This is a genomic window from Streptomyces sp. NRRL S-337, from assembly GCF_000720175.1.
In the GTDB taxonomy this organism is placed as follows: domain Bacteria; phylum Actinomycetota; class Actinomycetes; order Streptomycetales; family Streptomycetaceae; genus Streptomyces; species Streptomyces siderophoricus.
Genome location: NZ_JOIX01000016.1, coordinates 21,110 through 35,109 on the forward strand (window position 1 = coordinate 21,110; position 14,000 = coordinate 35,109).

The 14,000-nt window shown below is 72.5% G+C and carries 16 protein-coding genes; 7 read left to right on the forward strand and 9 right to left on the reverse strand.

Annotation, left to right across the window (positions count from 1 at the left end):
- Positions 1-133 precede the first annotated feature (133 nt).
- Together IG62_RS0114190 and IG62_RS0114195 are read left to right on the forward strand one after the other, a co-directional pair.
- Positions 134-1,048, forward strand: a complete 915-nt coding sequence (locus IG62_RS0114190; protein WP_030801788.1) for a 5'-3' exonuclease — start codon at positions 134-136, stop codon at positions 1,046-1,048.
- Between the two features lie 80 nt (positions 1,049-1,128).
- Positions 1,129-1,986 carry a siderophore-interacting protein gene (locus tag IG62_RS0114195; protein WP_030801790.1) on the forward strand — a complete coding sequence of 286 codons (858 nt, stop codon included), beginning with the start codon at positions 1,129-1,131 and terminating at the stop codon, positions 1,984-1,986.
- 95 nt (positions 1,987-2,081) lie between these two features.
- Here IG62_RS0114195 and IG62_RS0114200 read toward each other — a convergent pair whose 3' ends face one another.
- Entirely contained in the window at positions 2,082-2,717 is a 636-nt protein-coding gene (locus IG62_RS0114200) for a MerR family transcriptional regulator (RefSeq protein ID WP_030801792.1), read from the reverse strand.
- Between the two features lie 248 nt (positions 2,718-2,965).
- Here IG62_RS0114200 and IG62_RS0114205 point away from each other — a divergent pair, with 248 nt between their 5' ends.
- The 5 genes from IG62_RS0114205 to IG62_RS0114220 all read left to right on the forward strand — a co-directional run bounded on the left by IG62_RS0114205 (position 2,966) and on the right by IG62_RS0114220 (position 6,268).
- Positions 2,966-3,895 carry a hypothetical protein gene (locus tag IG62_RS0114205; protein ID WP_107052976.1) on the forward strand — a complete coding sequence of 310 codons (930 nt, stop codon included), beginning with the start codon at positions 2,966-2,968 and terminating at the stop codon, positions 3,893-3,895.
- Positions 3,892-4,353 carry an ABA4-like family protein gene (locus tag IG62_RS0114210; RefSeq protein ID WP_037838326.1) on the forward strand — a complete coding sequence of 154 codons (462 nt, stop codon included), beginning with the start codon at positions 3,892-3,894 and terminating at the stop codon, positions 4,351-4,353. The genes IG62_RS0114205 and IG62_RS0114210 overlap by 4 nt, the downstream gene beginning before the upstream one ends.
- Positions 4,354-4,448: 95 nt before the next feature.
- Positions 4,449-4,760 carry a GNAT family N-acetyltransferase gene (locus tag IG62_RS48625; RefSeq protein WP_234326500.1) on the forward strand — a complete coding sequence of 104 codons (312 nt, stop codon included), beginning with the start codon at positions 4,449-4,451 and terminating at the stop codon, positions 4,758-4,760.
- Positions 4,742-4,909, forward strand: coding sequence for a hypothetical protein (locus IG62_RS48630; RefSeq protein WP_234326497.1), 168 nt, complete (start codon positions 4,742-4,744; stop codon positions 4,907-4,909). Before IG62_RS48625 ends, IG62_RS48630 begins: the two co-directional genes overlap by 19 nt.
- Positions 4,910-5,149: 240 nt before the next feature.
- Positions 5,150-6,268 carry an LLM class flavin-dependent oxidoreductase gene (locus tag IG62_RS0114220; protein ID WP_030801800.1) on the forward strand — a complete coding sequence of 373 codons (1,119 nt, stop codon included), beginning with the start codon at positions 5,150-5,152 and terminating at the stop codon, positions 6,266-6,268.
- 94 nt (positions 6,269-6,362) lie between these two features.
- Here the strand turns inward: IG62_RS0114220 and IG62_RS0114225 are convergent, their stop codons facing one another.
- The 8 genes from IG62_RS0114225 to IG62_RS0114260 all read right to left on the reverse strand — a co-directional run bounded on the left by IG62_RS0114225 (position 6,363) and on the right by IG62_RS0114260 (position 13,960).
- A complete protein-coding gene (locus tag IG62_RS0114225; RefSeq protein WP_030801802.1) occupies positions 6,363-9,179 on the reverse strand; it encodes a DEAD/DEAH box helicase in 2,817 nt (938 codons plus the stop codon).
- 150 nt (positions 9,180-9,329) lie between these two features.
- A complete protein-coding gene (gene tatC, locus IG62_RS0114230; RefSeq protein ID WP_030801805.1) occupies positions 9,330-10,289 on the reverse strand; it encodes a twin-arginine translocase subunit TatC in 960 nt (319 codons plus the stop codon).
- 62 nt (positions 10,290-10,351) lie between these two features.
- On the reverse strand, positions 10,352-10,651 hold the full coding sequence (gene tatA, locus IG62_RS0114235) for a Sec-independent protein translocase subunit TatA (protein ID WP_030801806.1): 300 nt from the start codon (positions 10,649-10,651) through the stop codon (positions 10,352-10,354).
- A gap of 244 nt (positions 10,652-10,895) precedes the next feature.
- Complete coding sequence (locus IG62_RS0114240; protein WP_030801807.1) at positions 10,896-11,111, reverse strand: hypothetical protein; 216 nt, start codon at positions 11,109-11,111, stop codon at positions 10,896-10,898.
- 16 nt (positions 11,112-11,127) lie between these two features.
- On the reverse strand, positions 11,128-11,397 hold the full coding sequence (locus tag IG62_RS0114245) for a hypothetical protein (RefSeq protein ID WP_030801809.1): 270 nt from the start codon (positions 11,395-11,397) through the stop codon (positions 11,128-11,130).
- Positions 11,398-11,467: 70 nt separating this feature from the next.
- On the reverse strand, positions 11,468-12,418 hold the full coding sequence (locus IG62_RS0114250) for a helix-turn-helix transcriptional regulator (protein WP_030801811.1): 951 nt from the start codon (positions 12,416-12,418) through the stop codon (positions 11,468-11,470).
- Between the two features lie 20 nt (positions 12,419-12,438).
- Positions 12,439-13,431 (reverse strand): helix-turn-helix transcriptional regulator, encoded by a 993-nt coding sequence (locus tag IG62_RS0114255; protein ID WP_030801813.1) that lies wholly within the window; start codon positions 13,429-13,431, stop codon positions 12,439-12,441.
- Between the two features lie 154 nt (positions 13,432-13,585).
- Complete coding sequence (locus tag IG62_RS0114260) at positions 13,586-13,960, reverse strand: FKBP-type peptidyl-prolyl cis-trans isomerase (RefSeq protein WP_030801815.1); 375 nt, start codon at positions 13,958-13,960, stop codon at positions 13,586-13,588.
- Between the last annotated feature and the right edge of the window lie 40 nt (positions 13,961-14,000).

The window sequence follows — 14,000 nt, forward strand, 5'->3', positions numbered from 1 at the left end:
TTGAATCTCCACCGGGTCCGCTCCGGCTGCGCGTCTGCCCGTCTTTATCCGGCGCAAACACATCGGTGTGCCAGATCACATCGCGGCGACGATTGGGGCATACGGCATCATGCGGGGTGTGACTCGACGCCTGATGCTCCTCGACACCGCCTCGCTGTACTTCCGCGCCTATTTCGGGGTACCGGAATCGGTCAGGGCCCCGGACGGCACGCCGGTGAACGCGGTGCGCGGTCTGCTGGACTTCATCGCCCGGCTCGTCCAGGACCACCACCCCGACGACCTGGCCGCCTGCATGGACTTCGACTGGCGTCCCCAGTGGCGGGTCGATCTGATCCCCTCCTACAAGGCGCACCGGGTCGCCGAGGAGGCCCCGGCCGGTTCGGGCGAGCCCGACGAGGAGCAGGTCCCCGACACCCTCTCGCCCCAGGTCCCGGTCATCGAGGAGGTGCTGGACGCGCTCGGCATCGCCCGGATCGGCGCGGCGGGTTACGAGGCCGACGACATCATCGGCACGCTCGCGGCGCGGGCGCCAGGCCCGGTGGACATCGTCACCGGCGACCGGGACCTCTACCAGCTCGTCGACGACCGGCGCGGCATCCGCGTCCTGTACCCCCTCAAGGGCGTCGGCACCCTCCAGGTCACCGACGAGGCGTGGCTGCGCGAGAAGTACGGCGTCGACGGCCCGGGGTACGCCGATCTGGCGCTGCTGCGCGGCGATCCCAGCGACGGTCTGCCCGGCGTCCCGGGGATCGGCGAGAAGACCGCGGCGAAGCTGCTGGCCACCTACGGCGACCTCGCCGGGATCATGGCCGCCGCGGAGGACCCCGCCTCGAAGGTGACCCCGGCGCAGCGCGCCCGTCTGCTGGAGGCCCGGCCGTACGTCGCGGTCGCCCCGAAGGTGATCAAGGTGGCCACCGACGTGCCCGTCCCGGATGCGGACCTCGCGCTGCCGGCGGAACCGGCCGACCCCGAGCGCCTGGAGGCGCTGGCCACGCAGTGGGGCCTGGGCGGCGCCCTGCACCGGCTGCTCGTCACCCTCCGCCGGTGAACTACTGTTAGGTTAGGTATACCTAACAAGGCGGGTCCGCTTTCCCGGGCCCGCCACCCACCGCGTCAGGGGAGATTGCCGTGGCAGCGACACGTCCGTCCCGCAAGAAGCCCGCACTGCACCGCGCCCGGGTGCGGCGCACCGAGCGGCTCACCCCCCACATGGTCCGGGTGGTGCTCGGCGGCGAGGGACTGGCGGAGTTCGCCGCGGGCGAGTACTCCGACCACTACGTCAAGCTGGTCTTCCCGGTCCCCGGCGTGCGCTACCCGGAGCCCTTCGACATCGCGCAGATCCGCGCCGAGTTCCCGCGCGACCGCTGGCCCCGGACCCGTACGTACACCGTCCGCGCCTGGGACCCGGAGAGCCGCGAGCTGACCGTGGACTTCGTGGTGCACGGCGACGAGGGCCTGGCCGGGCCCTGGGCGGCGGCCGCGCAGCCGGACGACGAGATCTTCCTGCTCGGGCCCGGCGGCGCCTACGCCCCGGACCCGGCCGCCGACTGGCACCTCCTGGCCGGCGACGAGAGCGCCCTGCCGGCTATCGCGGCGTCCCTGGCGCGGATCCCGGCGGGCGCCGCGGTGCATGCGTTCATCGAGGTCGCCGGGCCGGAGGAACGCCAGGAGCTGACCGCTCCGGCCGGCGCGCGGATCACCTGGATCCACCGCGGCGACGCCCCGGTCGGCCGCCAACTGGTCGCAGCAGTACGGAACTTGGCGTTCCCGCCCGGCCGGGTCCAGGCGTTCGTGCACGGCGAGGCGGGCTTCGTGAAGGAGCTGCGCCGGCTGCTGCGCGTCGAGCGCCAGGTCCCGCGCGAGGACCTGTCCATCTCCGGCTACTGGCGCGCCGGCCACGACGAGGACGGCTGGCAGGCGTCCAAGCGCGACTGGAACCAGCAGGTCGAGGCGGAGCAGGAGGCCACCCCCGCGGCCGCGTCCTGACGTCACGTCAGGACGTCAGCCCCCCCGCTCCACCGGCGGGCCCGCAACCGGACGCCCATCACCGGACACCCCCACCCGGGCCCGCCGACCACCCCTCAGACCGCCTCCCCGCCCTCGTACCTGCGGGCCGAGGCGTCCACATGCGCCAGCCGGCGCATCGCACTCAGGACCGCGTCCCCGACCACGGTCCCCACCACCACGCTCTCCACCAGGCGGTCGACCTCCGCGTTGCGGCCCACCCACGCCAGATCGGCGGCGGCCACCCGCTCACAGGCGTCGGCATAGTCGTCGAGGAGCTCACCGAAATCGCCGTGCCCGAGGCCCCGAAGGGTGGCCAGCGCGGCCGCCAGCGCCTCGACGGACGGATTCTCCGGGGCGACCCGCCAGCCCCGCCGGCGAATCAGCCCGGCGACCGCGCGCCGCGCCTCCTCCATGCCGTCCGGCGCGGCGACCTGCGGCGGGGCGATCGCCACCTGCGCCGTACCGAGGACCTTGTGCACCGGCTCCTCGGGTGAGTCGACGGCGGCCAGCACCTCCCGCACCTTCGCGACGGAGAGCCCGCCGACGTCCATCAGCCCCCGGATCAACCGCAGCCGGCGGACGTGACCGTCGTCGTAACGCGCCTGATTGGGGCTGGTCAGCCGGCCCGCGGGCAGCAGTCCCTCGCGGACGTAGTACTTGATGGTCGGCACCGCGACCCCGGTCTCCCGGCTCAGCTCCCCGATGCGCATCCGCACCCGCCGCCTTTCCCGCGCCGGGGTCCCGCCCCGCCGCCCTGTCCCCCGGGCCCCCGCACACCCGGCCTTGCCAATTCCGCCCCCATCATAGATAGTCCAGCTATCAGATAGCAGCAAGCTCCACTATCCATTCTGTGCCGCTGCCGCCCGCACACGCCTGGGCACCCGTGCACCCGCGCACCGGTGCCCTCCCTGGGGGATCCATGTCCAGATACCGTTCACTGCTCGCCTTCTCCTGGGCGATGGCCGCGCTCGCGGTCGTCGCCGCGGCCGGCCTGATCGTCGACGACCGGGTCGTGCTCGGGGCGCCGGTCTGGTTCAAGCCGTTCAAGTTCGCGGTGTCGTTCGCCGCCTACGGGCTGACCCTGGCCTGGATGCTCTCCCGGCGCCCCTCGCCCGGCCGGCTGGGCGCGGGGGCGGCCCATGTGGTCGTGGTGTCCGGGCTGATCGAAATGGCCATCATCACCGGCCAGGCCATCCGCGGCCGGCGCAGCCACTTCAACATCGAAACCCCCCTGGACCAGGGCCTGTTCGTCGCCATGGGGCTCACCATCGTGGCCCTGTGGACCGCCACCCTCGTCATCGCGGTCCTGCTCTTCCGGGCCCGGCTCGGCGACCCGGCCACCACCTGGGCGATCCGCCTCGGCGCGCTGATCGCGCTGGCCGGACTGCTGCTCGGCGGGCTGATGCTGATGCCCACCCCGGAGCAGCAGGCCGACGGGCTGCGCACCGCCGTCGGCGCGCACAGCGTCGGCGTCCCCGACGGCGGTCCGGCCATGCCGTTGACCGGCTGGAACACCACCGGCGGCGATCTGCGCATCCCGCACTTCGTCGGCATGCACGCCCTCCAGGCGCTGCCGCTGTTCCTCTACGGGATCGAGGCGCTGGCCGGACGGTTCGCCCGGCTGCGCGACGCACGCGTGCGGCTGCGGCTGGTCCTGGTCGCCGCGGGTTTCCTCACCGGGCTGCTGGCCCTGGTCACCTGGCAGGCACTGCGCGGCCAGGCCCTCATCCACCCGGACACGGCCACGCTGACCGCGCTCGCCACCCTCGCAGCGGCCACCGGCCTCGCCACGTACGCGGCACTCCGCCGCCACCCCGCACGCCCGGCCCACGACCTCCCCGCCCCCTCCACTACCACCCCTGCCCTCACCACGGAGTCCCCCGCATGACCTCCAGCGCCCTGTTCGATCTGGCCTTCCTCCTCGCCGCGCCGTTCTGGGCGCTGCTGATCCTGGCTCCCGGCCGGCGCTGGACCGACCGGATCGCCGCCTCACCCCTCCCGATGGTCCCGGTCCTGGCGGTCTACCTCGCCCTGGCCGTCCCGGTGTTCCCGCAGCTCTGGGCGGCCGTCAGCCACCCCGACCTGACCGGTTTCCAGGACCTGCTGCGCCTCGGCGGCGGGGCCGGCGCGATCTGGGCGCAGGTGATCGCCTGGGACCTGTTCCTCGGCCAGTGGATGTACCGCGAGGCCCGCACCCTGCACCTCCACCCCCTCCTGATGGGCCCCCTGCTCCTCCTGACCGTCCTCCTCTCCCCGATCGGCGTGCTGATCTTCCTGGCGATACGGGCCACCGTGCTGCGCGGGAAGGGAAGGGGGGCGGAGGGCCGGGTCCGCACGGCACACTGACGGAGATCCGTACACGGCGACGGGGACCCGGGCCGGCGCGGAGGAGACGCCGAGCCCGGGCCCGGACGCCCACGCCTGTCGGCGCGATCCTCGCCATCCACCGTGATCCCGAGACGTGCGCGCACAACCCCTCCGATGCGCTCGCCCGGTTCGAGGAGGCCGAACTCCTCTACCGGCGCTGGGACAAGCAGTGGCAGCAGCACGGCTACGGGTACTGGGTCGTCCGCCGCCATGACTCCGCCCGGCAGCTCGGATTCTGCGGGATCAAGCCCATGGAACTCCACGGGTCGCCTGTGCTGAACCTCTTCTACCGTTTCGCCACCTCGGCCTGGGGCCAGGGCTTCGCCGGTGAAGCCGCCGGCGCGGTCACCGCCTGGGCGTCCCTCCGGTGCCCGACATCCCGCTGATCGCCCGCGTCCGCCCGGCCAATGTCGCCTCCCAGCGCGTGGCGGTGCGCGCCGGACTCCGTCGGGCGCAGCACCTCGACACCGAGGGGTACGACGGCTTCGACTGGATCTACACCTCCGCCGCCCGGATCGCCCGACCGGCCAACTGAGCACCGTCCGCCCAGGCGCCCCAACGCCCCCGCACCGCCCGGCATTTGGTTGACGGTGCATGCATCTTCTGTTCCACTGAGCTCATGCGTCCTCACACGCGGCTGGTCACCCGTGACCACATCGACTTCGGTCGGGTGTGGTCCGCTTCCTGTTGCCGCTGACTTCTCCGTGGCGCGGACCTTCCCTCCGCGATTCCCGGCGCCCGGCGCGCCCGACCTACGAGAAGACGAGGCCTACCCATGCCTGTCGAGTTCCTCGGCATTGCCGCGACCCACGACGGTTCCGAAGTCACCCCCCGCTCCGGTGCGTCCTTCGACAAGGACTACACCCTGAGGCTCGCCCGCGCCCATGAGCAGTACGGCTGGGACCGGGTGCTGTTCGCCTACGGCTCCGGCTCCCCCGACCCCACCCCGGCCGCCGCCTACGTCGCCGCCCGTACCGACGCCCTGCAGATCCTGGTGGCGCACCGCCCCAACGTGTCGTACCCGACCTTCGCCGCGAAGACCTTCGCCACGCTCGACCGGATCAGCGACGGCCGGCTCGCGGTGCACTTCATCACCGGCGGCAACGACCACGAGCAGCGGCGCGAGGGCGACACCCTGACCAAGGACGAGCGCTACGACCGCACCCGGGAATACATCCGCATCGTCAAGAAGATCTGGACCACCCACGAGCCCTTCGACCACGAGGGCGCCCACTACCGCTTCCACGACTTCGTCTCCGACATCTTCCCCCTCCAGCAGCCCCACCCGCAGGTGTCGTTCGGGGGCTCCTCACCCGCGGCATACGCGGCGGGCGGTGCCGAGGCGGACATCTACTGCCTGTGGGGCGAGCCGCTGGCGCAGACCGCCGAGCAGATCGCCTCGGTGAAGGCGGCGGCGCAGGCGGCCGGCCGCAGTGACGTCCCCAGGATCCAGGTCGCCTTCCGGCCGATCATCGCGCCCACCGAGGAACTGGCCTGGGAGAAGGCGCACCGCACCCTGGACCGGATCAAGGCGCGCAAGGCGGGCGGTGCGCTCAGCCGCCGCCATCCGGCGACCAACCCGCAGAACGCCGGCTCCCAGCGACTGCTGGCGGTGGCCGCCGAGGGCGAACGGCACGACCGGGCGCTGTGGACGCCGACCGCGGCGGAGACCGGCGGCGCGGGGAACTCCACCGCCCTGGTCGGTACGCCGGAGACCGTCGCCCAGGCGCTGCTCGACTACTACGACCTGGGCGTGGAGATCCTCTCCGCGCGCGGTTACGACCTGCTCGACGACGCCATCGACTTCGGCCGGTACGTCATCCCGCTCGTCCGCGAGGAGGTCGCCAAGCGCGACGCCGAGCGGGCGGCGGCGGACGCACGGCAGGCGTCGTAACCACCCCGGACCGGCCTACGGCGACGGCGCCGCGCCCCCGCCGAGGGGAACGCGGCGCCGTCGCCGTGCGGTTCGCCGTCGCGTGGACGGCCGGTCAGCCCACCGAGGAGTACGCGACCACGCCACGCAGCACACCGTCCATGGCGCGGCGGGCGTTCTTCGCCACCGAACTTCCGGCCGGGGCGGCGGCCGCGATCTGGCCGAGGATGTCGACCAGTTGCTTGCACCAGCGGACGAAGTCGCCGGCGGGCATCTCCGCCTCGCGGAGCACCTCGTCCAGGCCGAAGCCGGCCGCCCAGCGATAGGCGGCCCAGGCGAAGCCGAGGTCCGGTTCGCGCTGGCCGACGCCTTCCGCCTGGTTGATCCGGTGGTCCTCCTCCAGGGCGTCCAGCCGGCCCCAGATGCGGACCATCTCGCCCAGCGCGTCCCGGGCCTTGCCGGCCGGCAGCTTGGGCGCCACCGCGTCGTCCGCCTGCCGGGCCTCGTACACCAACGCGGAGGCGCAGGCGGCGAGTTCGGCCGGGCCGAGGTCCTCCCAGACGCCGTCCCGCAGGCACTCGCTGGCCAGCAGGTCCAGCTCGCCGTAGAGCCGGGCGAGCCGGCGGCCCTCGTCGGTGACCTCGTCGCCTTCGAGATAGCCCAGCTCGGTCAGCAGCGCACAGATCCGGTCGAAGGTGCGGGCGATGGTGTTCGTCCGGCCCTCGATGCGGCGCTCCAGCTGGCGGGTGTCCCGCAGCAGGCGGTGGTAGCGCTCCGCCCAGCGCGCGTGGTCCTCGCGCTCGTCGCAGCCGTGGCAGGGATGAGCGCGGATCGCGGTGCGCAGCCGGGAGATCTCGCGGTCGTCGACCGCCTCCGACCGGGGCTTGCGGTGGCGCGACGGCACGATGTGCCCGGCCTTCGTGCGCAGCGCGGACGCCAGATCGCGGCGGGACTGCGGGCTGCGGGCGTTGAACGACTTGGGGATCCGCATCCGGTCCAGCGCCGTCACCGGCACCGGGAAGTCGATCGAGCCGAGCCGCTTGACCTGCCGCTCGGCGGTCAGCACCAGCGGCCGCGGGCCGTCCTGCGACTCGAAACCGCGGTGGCCGTTGGTCCGGCCCGACGGCATACCGGGGTCGAGGACCAGCGCCAGGCCGGCGTACTTGCCGGTCGGCACATGGATCACATCGCCCGGCTTCAGCTTCTCCAGGGCCGCCGCGGCCGCCACCCGGCGCTGCGCGGCGCCCTGCTTGGCCAGCTCCGTCTCACGGTCCTTCAACTCCCGCCGCAGCCGGGAGTACTCCTCGAAGTCGCCGAGGTGGCAGGTCATCGAGCCGCGGTAGCCGTCCAGGCCCTCCTCGTTGCGCTGCACCTGCCGGGAGATGCCGACCACCGACTTGTCGGCCTGGAACTGCGCGAACGACATCTCCAGCAGCTCGCGCGAACGGTGCCGGCCGAACTGCGAGACGAGGTTGACCGCCATGTTGTACGACGGCTTGAACGACGACCGCAGCGGGTACGTCCGGGTGCCGGCGAGCCCGGCCAGCGCGGCCGGGTTCATCCCGCGCTGCCACAGCACCACCGCATGGCCCTCGATGTCGATGCCGCGGCGCCCGGCCCGGCCGGTCAACTGGGTGTATTCGCCGGGGGTGATGTCGGCGTGCTGCTCGCCGTTCCACTTCACGAGCTTTTCCAACACCACCGAACGCGCCGGCATGTTGATGCCCAGCGCCAGGGTCTCGGTGGCGAAGACGGCCTTCACCAGGCCCTTGACGAAGAGTTCCTCGACGACCTCCTTGAAGGTCGGCAGCATGCCGGCGTGGTGCGCCGCGATGCCCCGCTCCAGGCCCTCCAGCCACTCGTAATAGCCCAGCACATGGAGGTCGTCGTCCGGGATCCCGGCCGTCCGGGCCTCCACTATGCGGCGGACCTGTTCGCGGCCCTCCGTGTCGTTGAGGCGCAGCCCCGAATACAGGCACTGCTGGACCGCGGCCTCGCAGCCGGCCCGGCTGAAGATGAACGTGATCGCGGGCAGCAGGCCCTCGTTGTCGAGGCGGTCGATGACCTCGGGCCGGCTCGGCGTCCAGATCCGCGCCCGCTGCCGCCGCTCGCGCTCGCGGTCCGCCTCCCGCATCGTGCGGCCCCGGCGCTTGTCCCGGCCGAACGTCGGCCGGCTGTTCTCCATCCGTGCGAGTCGTTCGAGGTCGGGATTGACCTCCCGGCGACCGCCCTTGGCGCCATCCCGCTCCTCGAAGAGGTCGTATATCCGGCGGCCGGCGAGGACGTGCTGCCACAGCGGGACGGGGCGGTGCTCGGAGACGATCACGGCGGTGTCGCCACGCACCGTGTCGAGCCAGTCACCGAACTCCTCGGCGTTGGAGACCGTCGCGGACAGCGAGACCAGCGTCACCGATTCGGGGAGGTGGATGATCACCTCTTCCCAGACGGCGCCGCGGAAGCGGTCGGAGAGGTAGTGCACCTCGTCCATGACCACGTACGCCAGGCCGATCAGCGACTGGGAGCCGGCGTAGAGCATGTTCCGCAGGACCTCGGTGGTCATCACGATCACCGGCGCCTCGGAGTTGACGCTGTTGTCGCCGGTCAGCAGGCCGACCTTCGCCGCGCCGTACCGCTTGACCAGGTCCTGGTACTTCTGGTTGGACAGTGCCTTGATCGGCGTGGTGTAGAAGCATTTGCGGCCCTGCTCCAGGGCCAGGTGGACGGCGAATTCGCCGACGATCGTCTTGCCGGATCCGGTGGGGGCGGCGACCAGCACGCCCTGACCGGCCTCCAGGGCCTGGCAGGCGTCGACCTGGAACGGGTCCAGCTCGAAGTCGTACAGCTCCCGGAAACCGGCGAGTGCGGTGGCCTGGTCGGCCGCCCGGAGCTTGGCGGCGGCATAGCGCTCAGCAGGGGACATGTCCTCGGTCATCGTGCTTACGAGCCTACCGGCCACCTCTGACAACGACCCGATCTTTATGTGCGGCCTTTACCGAGCGGGGGCGGGGCACGTCCCGGCACGCGAAACGGCCCCGGGCTCGCGCGAGCCCGGGGCCGTCACCGCATGTGAGGGGTAGTCACCTCACGTCACGTCGTCGTAGCCCCCCCGTGGCCCGGCGCCGTCGTCCGCTTCGCCGCTCGCCTGCTCCGGCAGCATCCGCCCCGAGGAGACCGGCTCGATCGCGCCGACCTCGGACGGCGTCAGATCGAGCGCCGAGGCCTCGTCGTCGCTCAGCCCCGCGTCCGGGTTGCCCAGCCGGCGGCGGCGGTCGTTGAAGAGGCAGATGCCGGCAGCGCCGAAGTACAGCACCACGATCGGGGCGGCCAGCAGGCTCATGGTCAGCGGGTCACCGGTCGGGGTGGCGAGGGCCGCGAAGATCGTGATGCCGAGGACCATGAATCGCCACCAGCTCATGATCCGGCGCCCGGTGACCACCCCGCCGAAGTTGAGCAGCACCAGCAGCAGCGGCAGCTCGAAGGCGAGGCCGAAGACCACGATCATGCGCGTGACGATGTCGAAGAACTCGTCGGCCGGGAAGAGGTTGGCCCAGTCGTCCGGGGTCAGACCGACCAGGGCACCCGCCGTGGTCGGCAGCACCGCGTAGGCGAGGTAGGCACCGGCCAGGAAGAGCGGCACGCCGGCCCCGACGAAGCTCAGCGCGTACTTCTTCTCGTGCTTGTGCAGGCCCGGTGCGAGGAAGGCCCAGAGCTGGTAGAGCCAGATCGGGCTGGCACCGACGACGCCCACCGTGAGGGACAGCTTGAGCAGGATGGTGAACGGCGCCAGCAGACCGTTGGCGGTGACCTCGGCGCACGGATGCGTACGCGGGGCGGTCACGCTGCCGCGGCCACAGCCGACCGCGTCGATGACCGGCCCCGTGATGAAGTGGGCGATGGCGTCGTACTGCCACATCGCGACGATGGTGACGACACCGATCGCCAGCACCGACTTCAGCAGTCTGTTGCGCAGCTCACGCAGGTGCGCCGCGAGGGGCATCCGCCCCTCGGGGTCCTTCTCCTGCTTGCGGGCAGACTTGAGCAACCCACTTCCTCGTCTCGTGCATCAGCCGTCCCGGACCGGGCGGGGCGACGGGATCGGTTCGGTCAGCCCTGCTTGGTCGTCTGGCTCGGCTCGGCGACCGGACGCGAGCTGCTCACGTCGCCGGGCGCCGCCTGGATCGTGCGGGGAGCCTGCTGGCCGGCGTCGGCGGACGCCTCGGACGAGGTGCCGGTCGAGGCGCCGTCCGCCTCGCCGTCCTTCTTCATCGCCTTGGCCTCGCTCTTGAGGATCCGGGCGGACTTGCCGAGCGAACGCGCCATGTCCGGGAGCTTCTTCGCGCCGAACAGCAGCACGATAACGACGAGGATCAGGATGATCTCGGGGGCCCTCAGGTTGCTCAACATGTGCGACTACCTTCTCGCCGGGGCGGCGTCTGCTGTGGTGCCTGCCGATGGGGTCGGGCTGGCGTCCTGGTGCTCGATCGATCGTAACGTTCGGTGGTGAACGTCCGGCAATCCCCGTGCAACCTCCGGATTGCCACGACCGCCGCGCTCTTCGAACCGCGGGGGAAGCCTACCTCTCCGCCCTGCCGCACAGGAGGGCGCCGACCTCTCCGGCGACGTCCGGGCGCCGGGCCCGGCACCGGCGTCAGTCCCCGGCCCGGTCCCGGCCGGCCTCGTGCATCCGGGAGGCCAGCGGCACCGCCGCCCGTTCCAGGTCCTGGGCGGCCCGCTGGATCCGCTCCGACGCCGTGCCGACCTGCCGGGCCAGCCGGCGCACCTCGATGAAGACACGGACGGCGAGCACGCCCAGTACGGCGATCCCGAGGAAGCCGAGGGCGATGGCGATCATGGGCCAGAGCATGGGGCGAGCCTATCGGTCAGCCCGAGTGCAGCCGCAGCGTGCGTACCCCGCCGCCGGTCAGCAGCTCGACGATCCGCTCACCGGCCGGCCGGCGCACCGCGCGTCGGCAGTCCGGGCAGGTGAAGGAGTAGAAGGTGGTGCGGCGGCTGCCGCCGATGGCCAGCCGGAAGGCGTCCGAGGCCAGCTCGAAGCGGCCCCGGCAATCCGGGCAGGCCGCCTTGAAGAGCACCGGAGCGGTCGCGTCCGCCGGGGCGGTCGCCGTCCCGGTCGCCATGGTGGTCGTCATCCCTCGCTGCCTCCTTCTGGACACGGCCCTCTCCCTGCGGCGTCCCCACGCGGTGGCCGGGCCGCCCGGCTCACTCGCCGTACGCCGCGAGCGCCTGCTCGGCGGCGCGCCGGGCACTGTCCGCCAGCGCCTGCGGCGCCACGATCCGGCCGTCCCGGCCCAGCCGCAGCGCCAGCCGCCGCAGCGAGGCCGGGTCGGGGGTGCGCAGGGTGATCCGCAGCCCGCCGTCGGGCAGCTCCTCGGCGCTGTCGTGCGGGTAGTACTCGGCGACCCAGCGGCCGCCCGGCCCGACCTCGATGGACACCTCGGGGTCCTCGGCGGCCGGCTGCACCAGGCCCTCGGACAGGTCGCGCAGCTCGACCGGCGGCGGGTCGGCGGGCGCGTCCAGCAGCTTGATCTCGGCGACCCGGTCGAGCCGGAAGGTGCGGCGGGCCTCCGAGAGCCGGCACCAGGCCTCCATGTAGGTGTGGCCGACGGCGAACAGCCGGATCGGGTCCACCTCGCGCTCGGTCAGCTCGTCGCGGGCCGGGGAGTAGTAGCGCAGCCACAGCCGGCGCCGTTCGGCGATCGCCCGGTCGACGTCGGCGAACACCCCGCCCTCGGACTCGAAGGTCACCGAGAGCCGGGAGCTGGCGCCGGCCGCCTCGCCGGCCGCCGCCTCCAGCTTGGCGGTGGCCCGCAGCAGCGCCTGCCGGTCGCCCTCCCGCAGCCCCGGGAGCGTGGCGACCGCGCGGGCCGCGACCAGCAGGGCGGTGGCCTCGTCGGCGGCCAGCCGCAGCGGCTCGGCGACGTCGTCGGGGTTGTGCCACCAGATGCGGTCGCCGTCGGTGTCGATGTCCAGCAGGTCGCCGCCGCGGAAGCTCGTGCCGCACATGGGCAGTACGTCGAGGTCGGCGATCAGCTCGTCCTCGGTGATGCCGAAGGCGCGCGCGACGTCGCCGACGCGGGCGCCGGGGCGCTCGCGCAGATACGTCACCAGCGACAGCATCCGGCGGGTCTGGTCGATCGCGTTCGTGGCCATGAGTGAAGCTCCCGTCCCTCTCAGCCCTTGGCCACGGCGCGCAGCCGGTCGATGACGTCGGCGCGCAGTTCCGCGGGTTCCAGTACGACCACGTCGGGCCCGAACTCCACCAGCCAGGCGTCGAGTCCGTGGCCGTTGGGGATCTCCAGCTCGTCCCAGCCGTCGCCCAGCTCCCGGACGGTCAGCGCGCGGGAGCGCAGCGGATAGCCGTGCTCGGCGCGGAGCTTGATCCGCGCGGTGCCGGTGGCGGTCTCCCCCGCCCAGCTCTCGACGGTCTCGCGGACGGTGACGTGGTCGGGCACCGGCGCGGTGAACTTCCCTTGCCGGGAACGGACCTTGCCGGTGATCCGGGAGAGCCGGAAGACCCGTTCGGCCTGGCGCTCGCGGTCCCAGCCGGCGACGTACCAGTGGCCGCGCCAGCACTCCAGGATCCACGGCTCGACCTGGCGCTGCTCGGGGCGGGCGGCGTTGGACTTGCGGTAGTCGAAGACGACCGGGCGGCGGTCGCGGCAGGCCAGCATCAGCGGTTCGAAGGCGGCCTCGTGGGTGGGGATGCGGGGTTCGAGCGCGCTGTGCGGCTGCCCGGCGTCGTAGTCCTCGCCGTCCCGGGCCAGCGGCATTCCGGCCGCCCGCAGTTTCTGCAGCGCGCCGCTGGCCGCGCCGGCCAGCCGGGCCTGCTGCCAGACCTTGGCGGCCAGCCCGAGGGCGGCGGCTTCCTCGGCGTCCAGGGTGATCGGGGGCAGCCGGTTGCTGTCGCGGCGGGCGAGGTAGCCGACCTCGCCGTCGATGCCCTCGACGGTCTCGATGACCAGGCCCAGCTCGCGCAGGTCGTCCTTGTCCCGCTCGAACATGCGGTTGAAGGCTTCGTCGCCGCCCGGAGCGCCGTTGCCGGCCCCGAAGGCTTCGCGGTAGGCCTCGATGGACGAGCGGAGCTCGCGCTTGGTCAGCGGGCGTCGCGTCCCCAGCAGGCACAGCGCCAGATTCATCAGCCGCTCGGCCTTGGCAATGGCCATCGACGCCCTTTCTCGTTGTACTCCCGATCGTTGACCGTACCGCTCGGCGTGCTCAAGGTAAAAGCCGAGGGCCCACGGCCGAGGGCCCGTGCCACGGGGTGGCACGGGCCCTCGGGTGCGTCGGCGGCCCTCCCGGTCGGGAGCGGCGGCAGCGTCAGACGGAGACCAGGTCGCAGACGAAGATCAGGGTCTCGTTGGGGGCGATCCGGCCGCCCCCGGCGCCGTGCGCGCCGTACGCCAGGTGCGGCGGGATGGTCAGCCGGCGGCGGCCGCCGACCTTCATGCCCTGGACGCCCTGGTCCCAGCCGGCGATGACCTGGCCGGCGCCGAGCTGGAACTGCAGCGGCTTGCCGCGGTTCCAGCTGGCGTCGAACTCCTCGCCGGTGCTGAAGGACACGCCGACGTAGTGGACGGAGACCATGTCCCCGGCCTTGGCGACCGGCCCGTCGCCCTCCGTCAGGTCCACGATTTCGAGCTCGGTGGGAGCCGGGCCCTCAGGAAAGTCGATCTCGGGCTTGTCGATGCTCACTGATGTGCTCCTACTTGCGAATCTTTACGATTACCGGGCC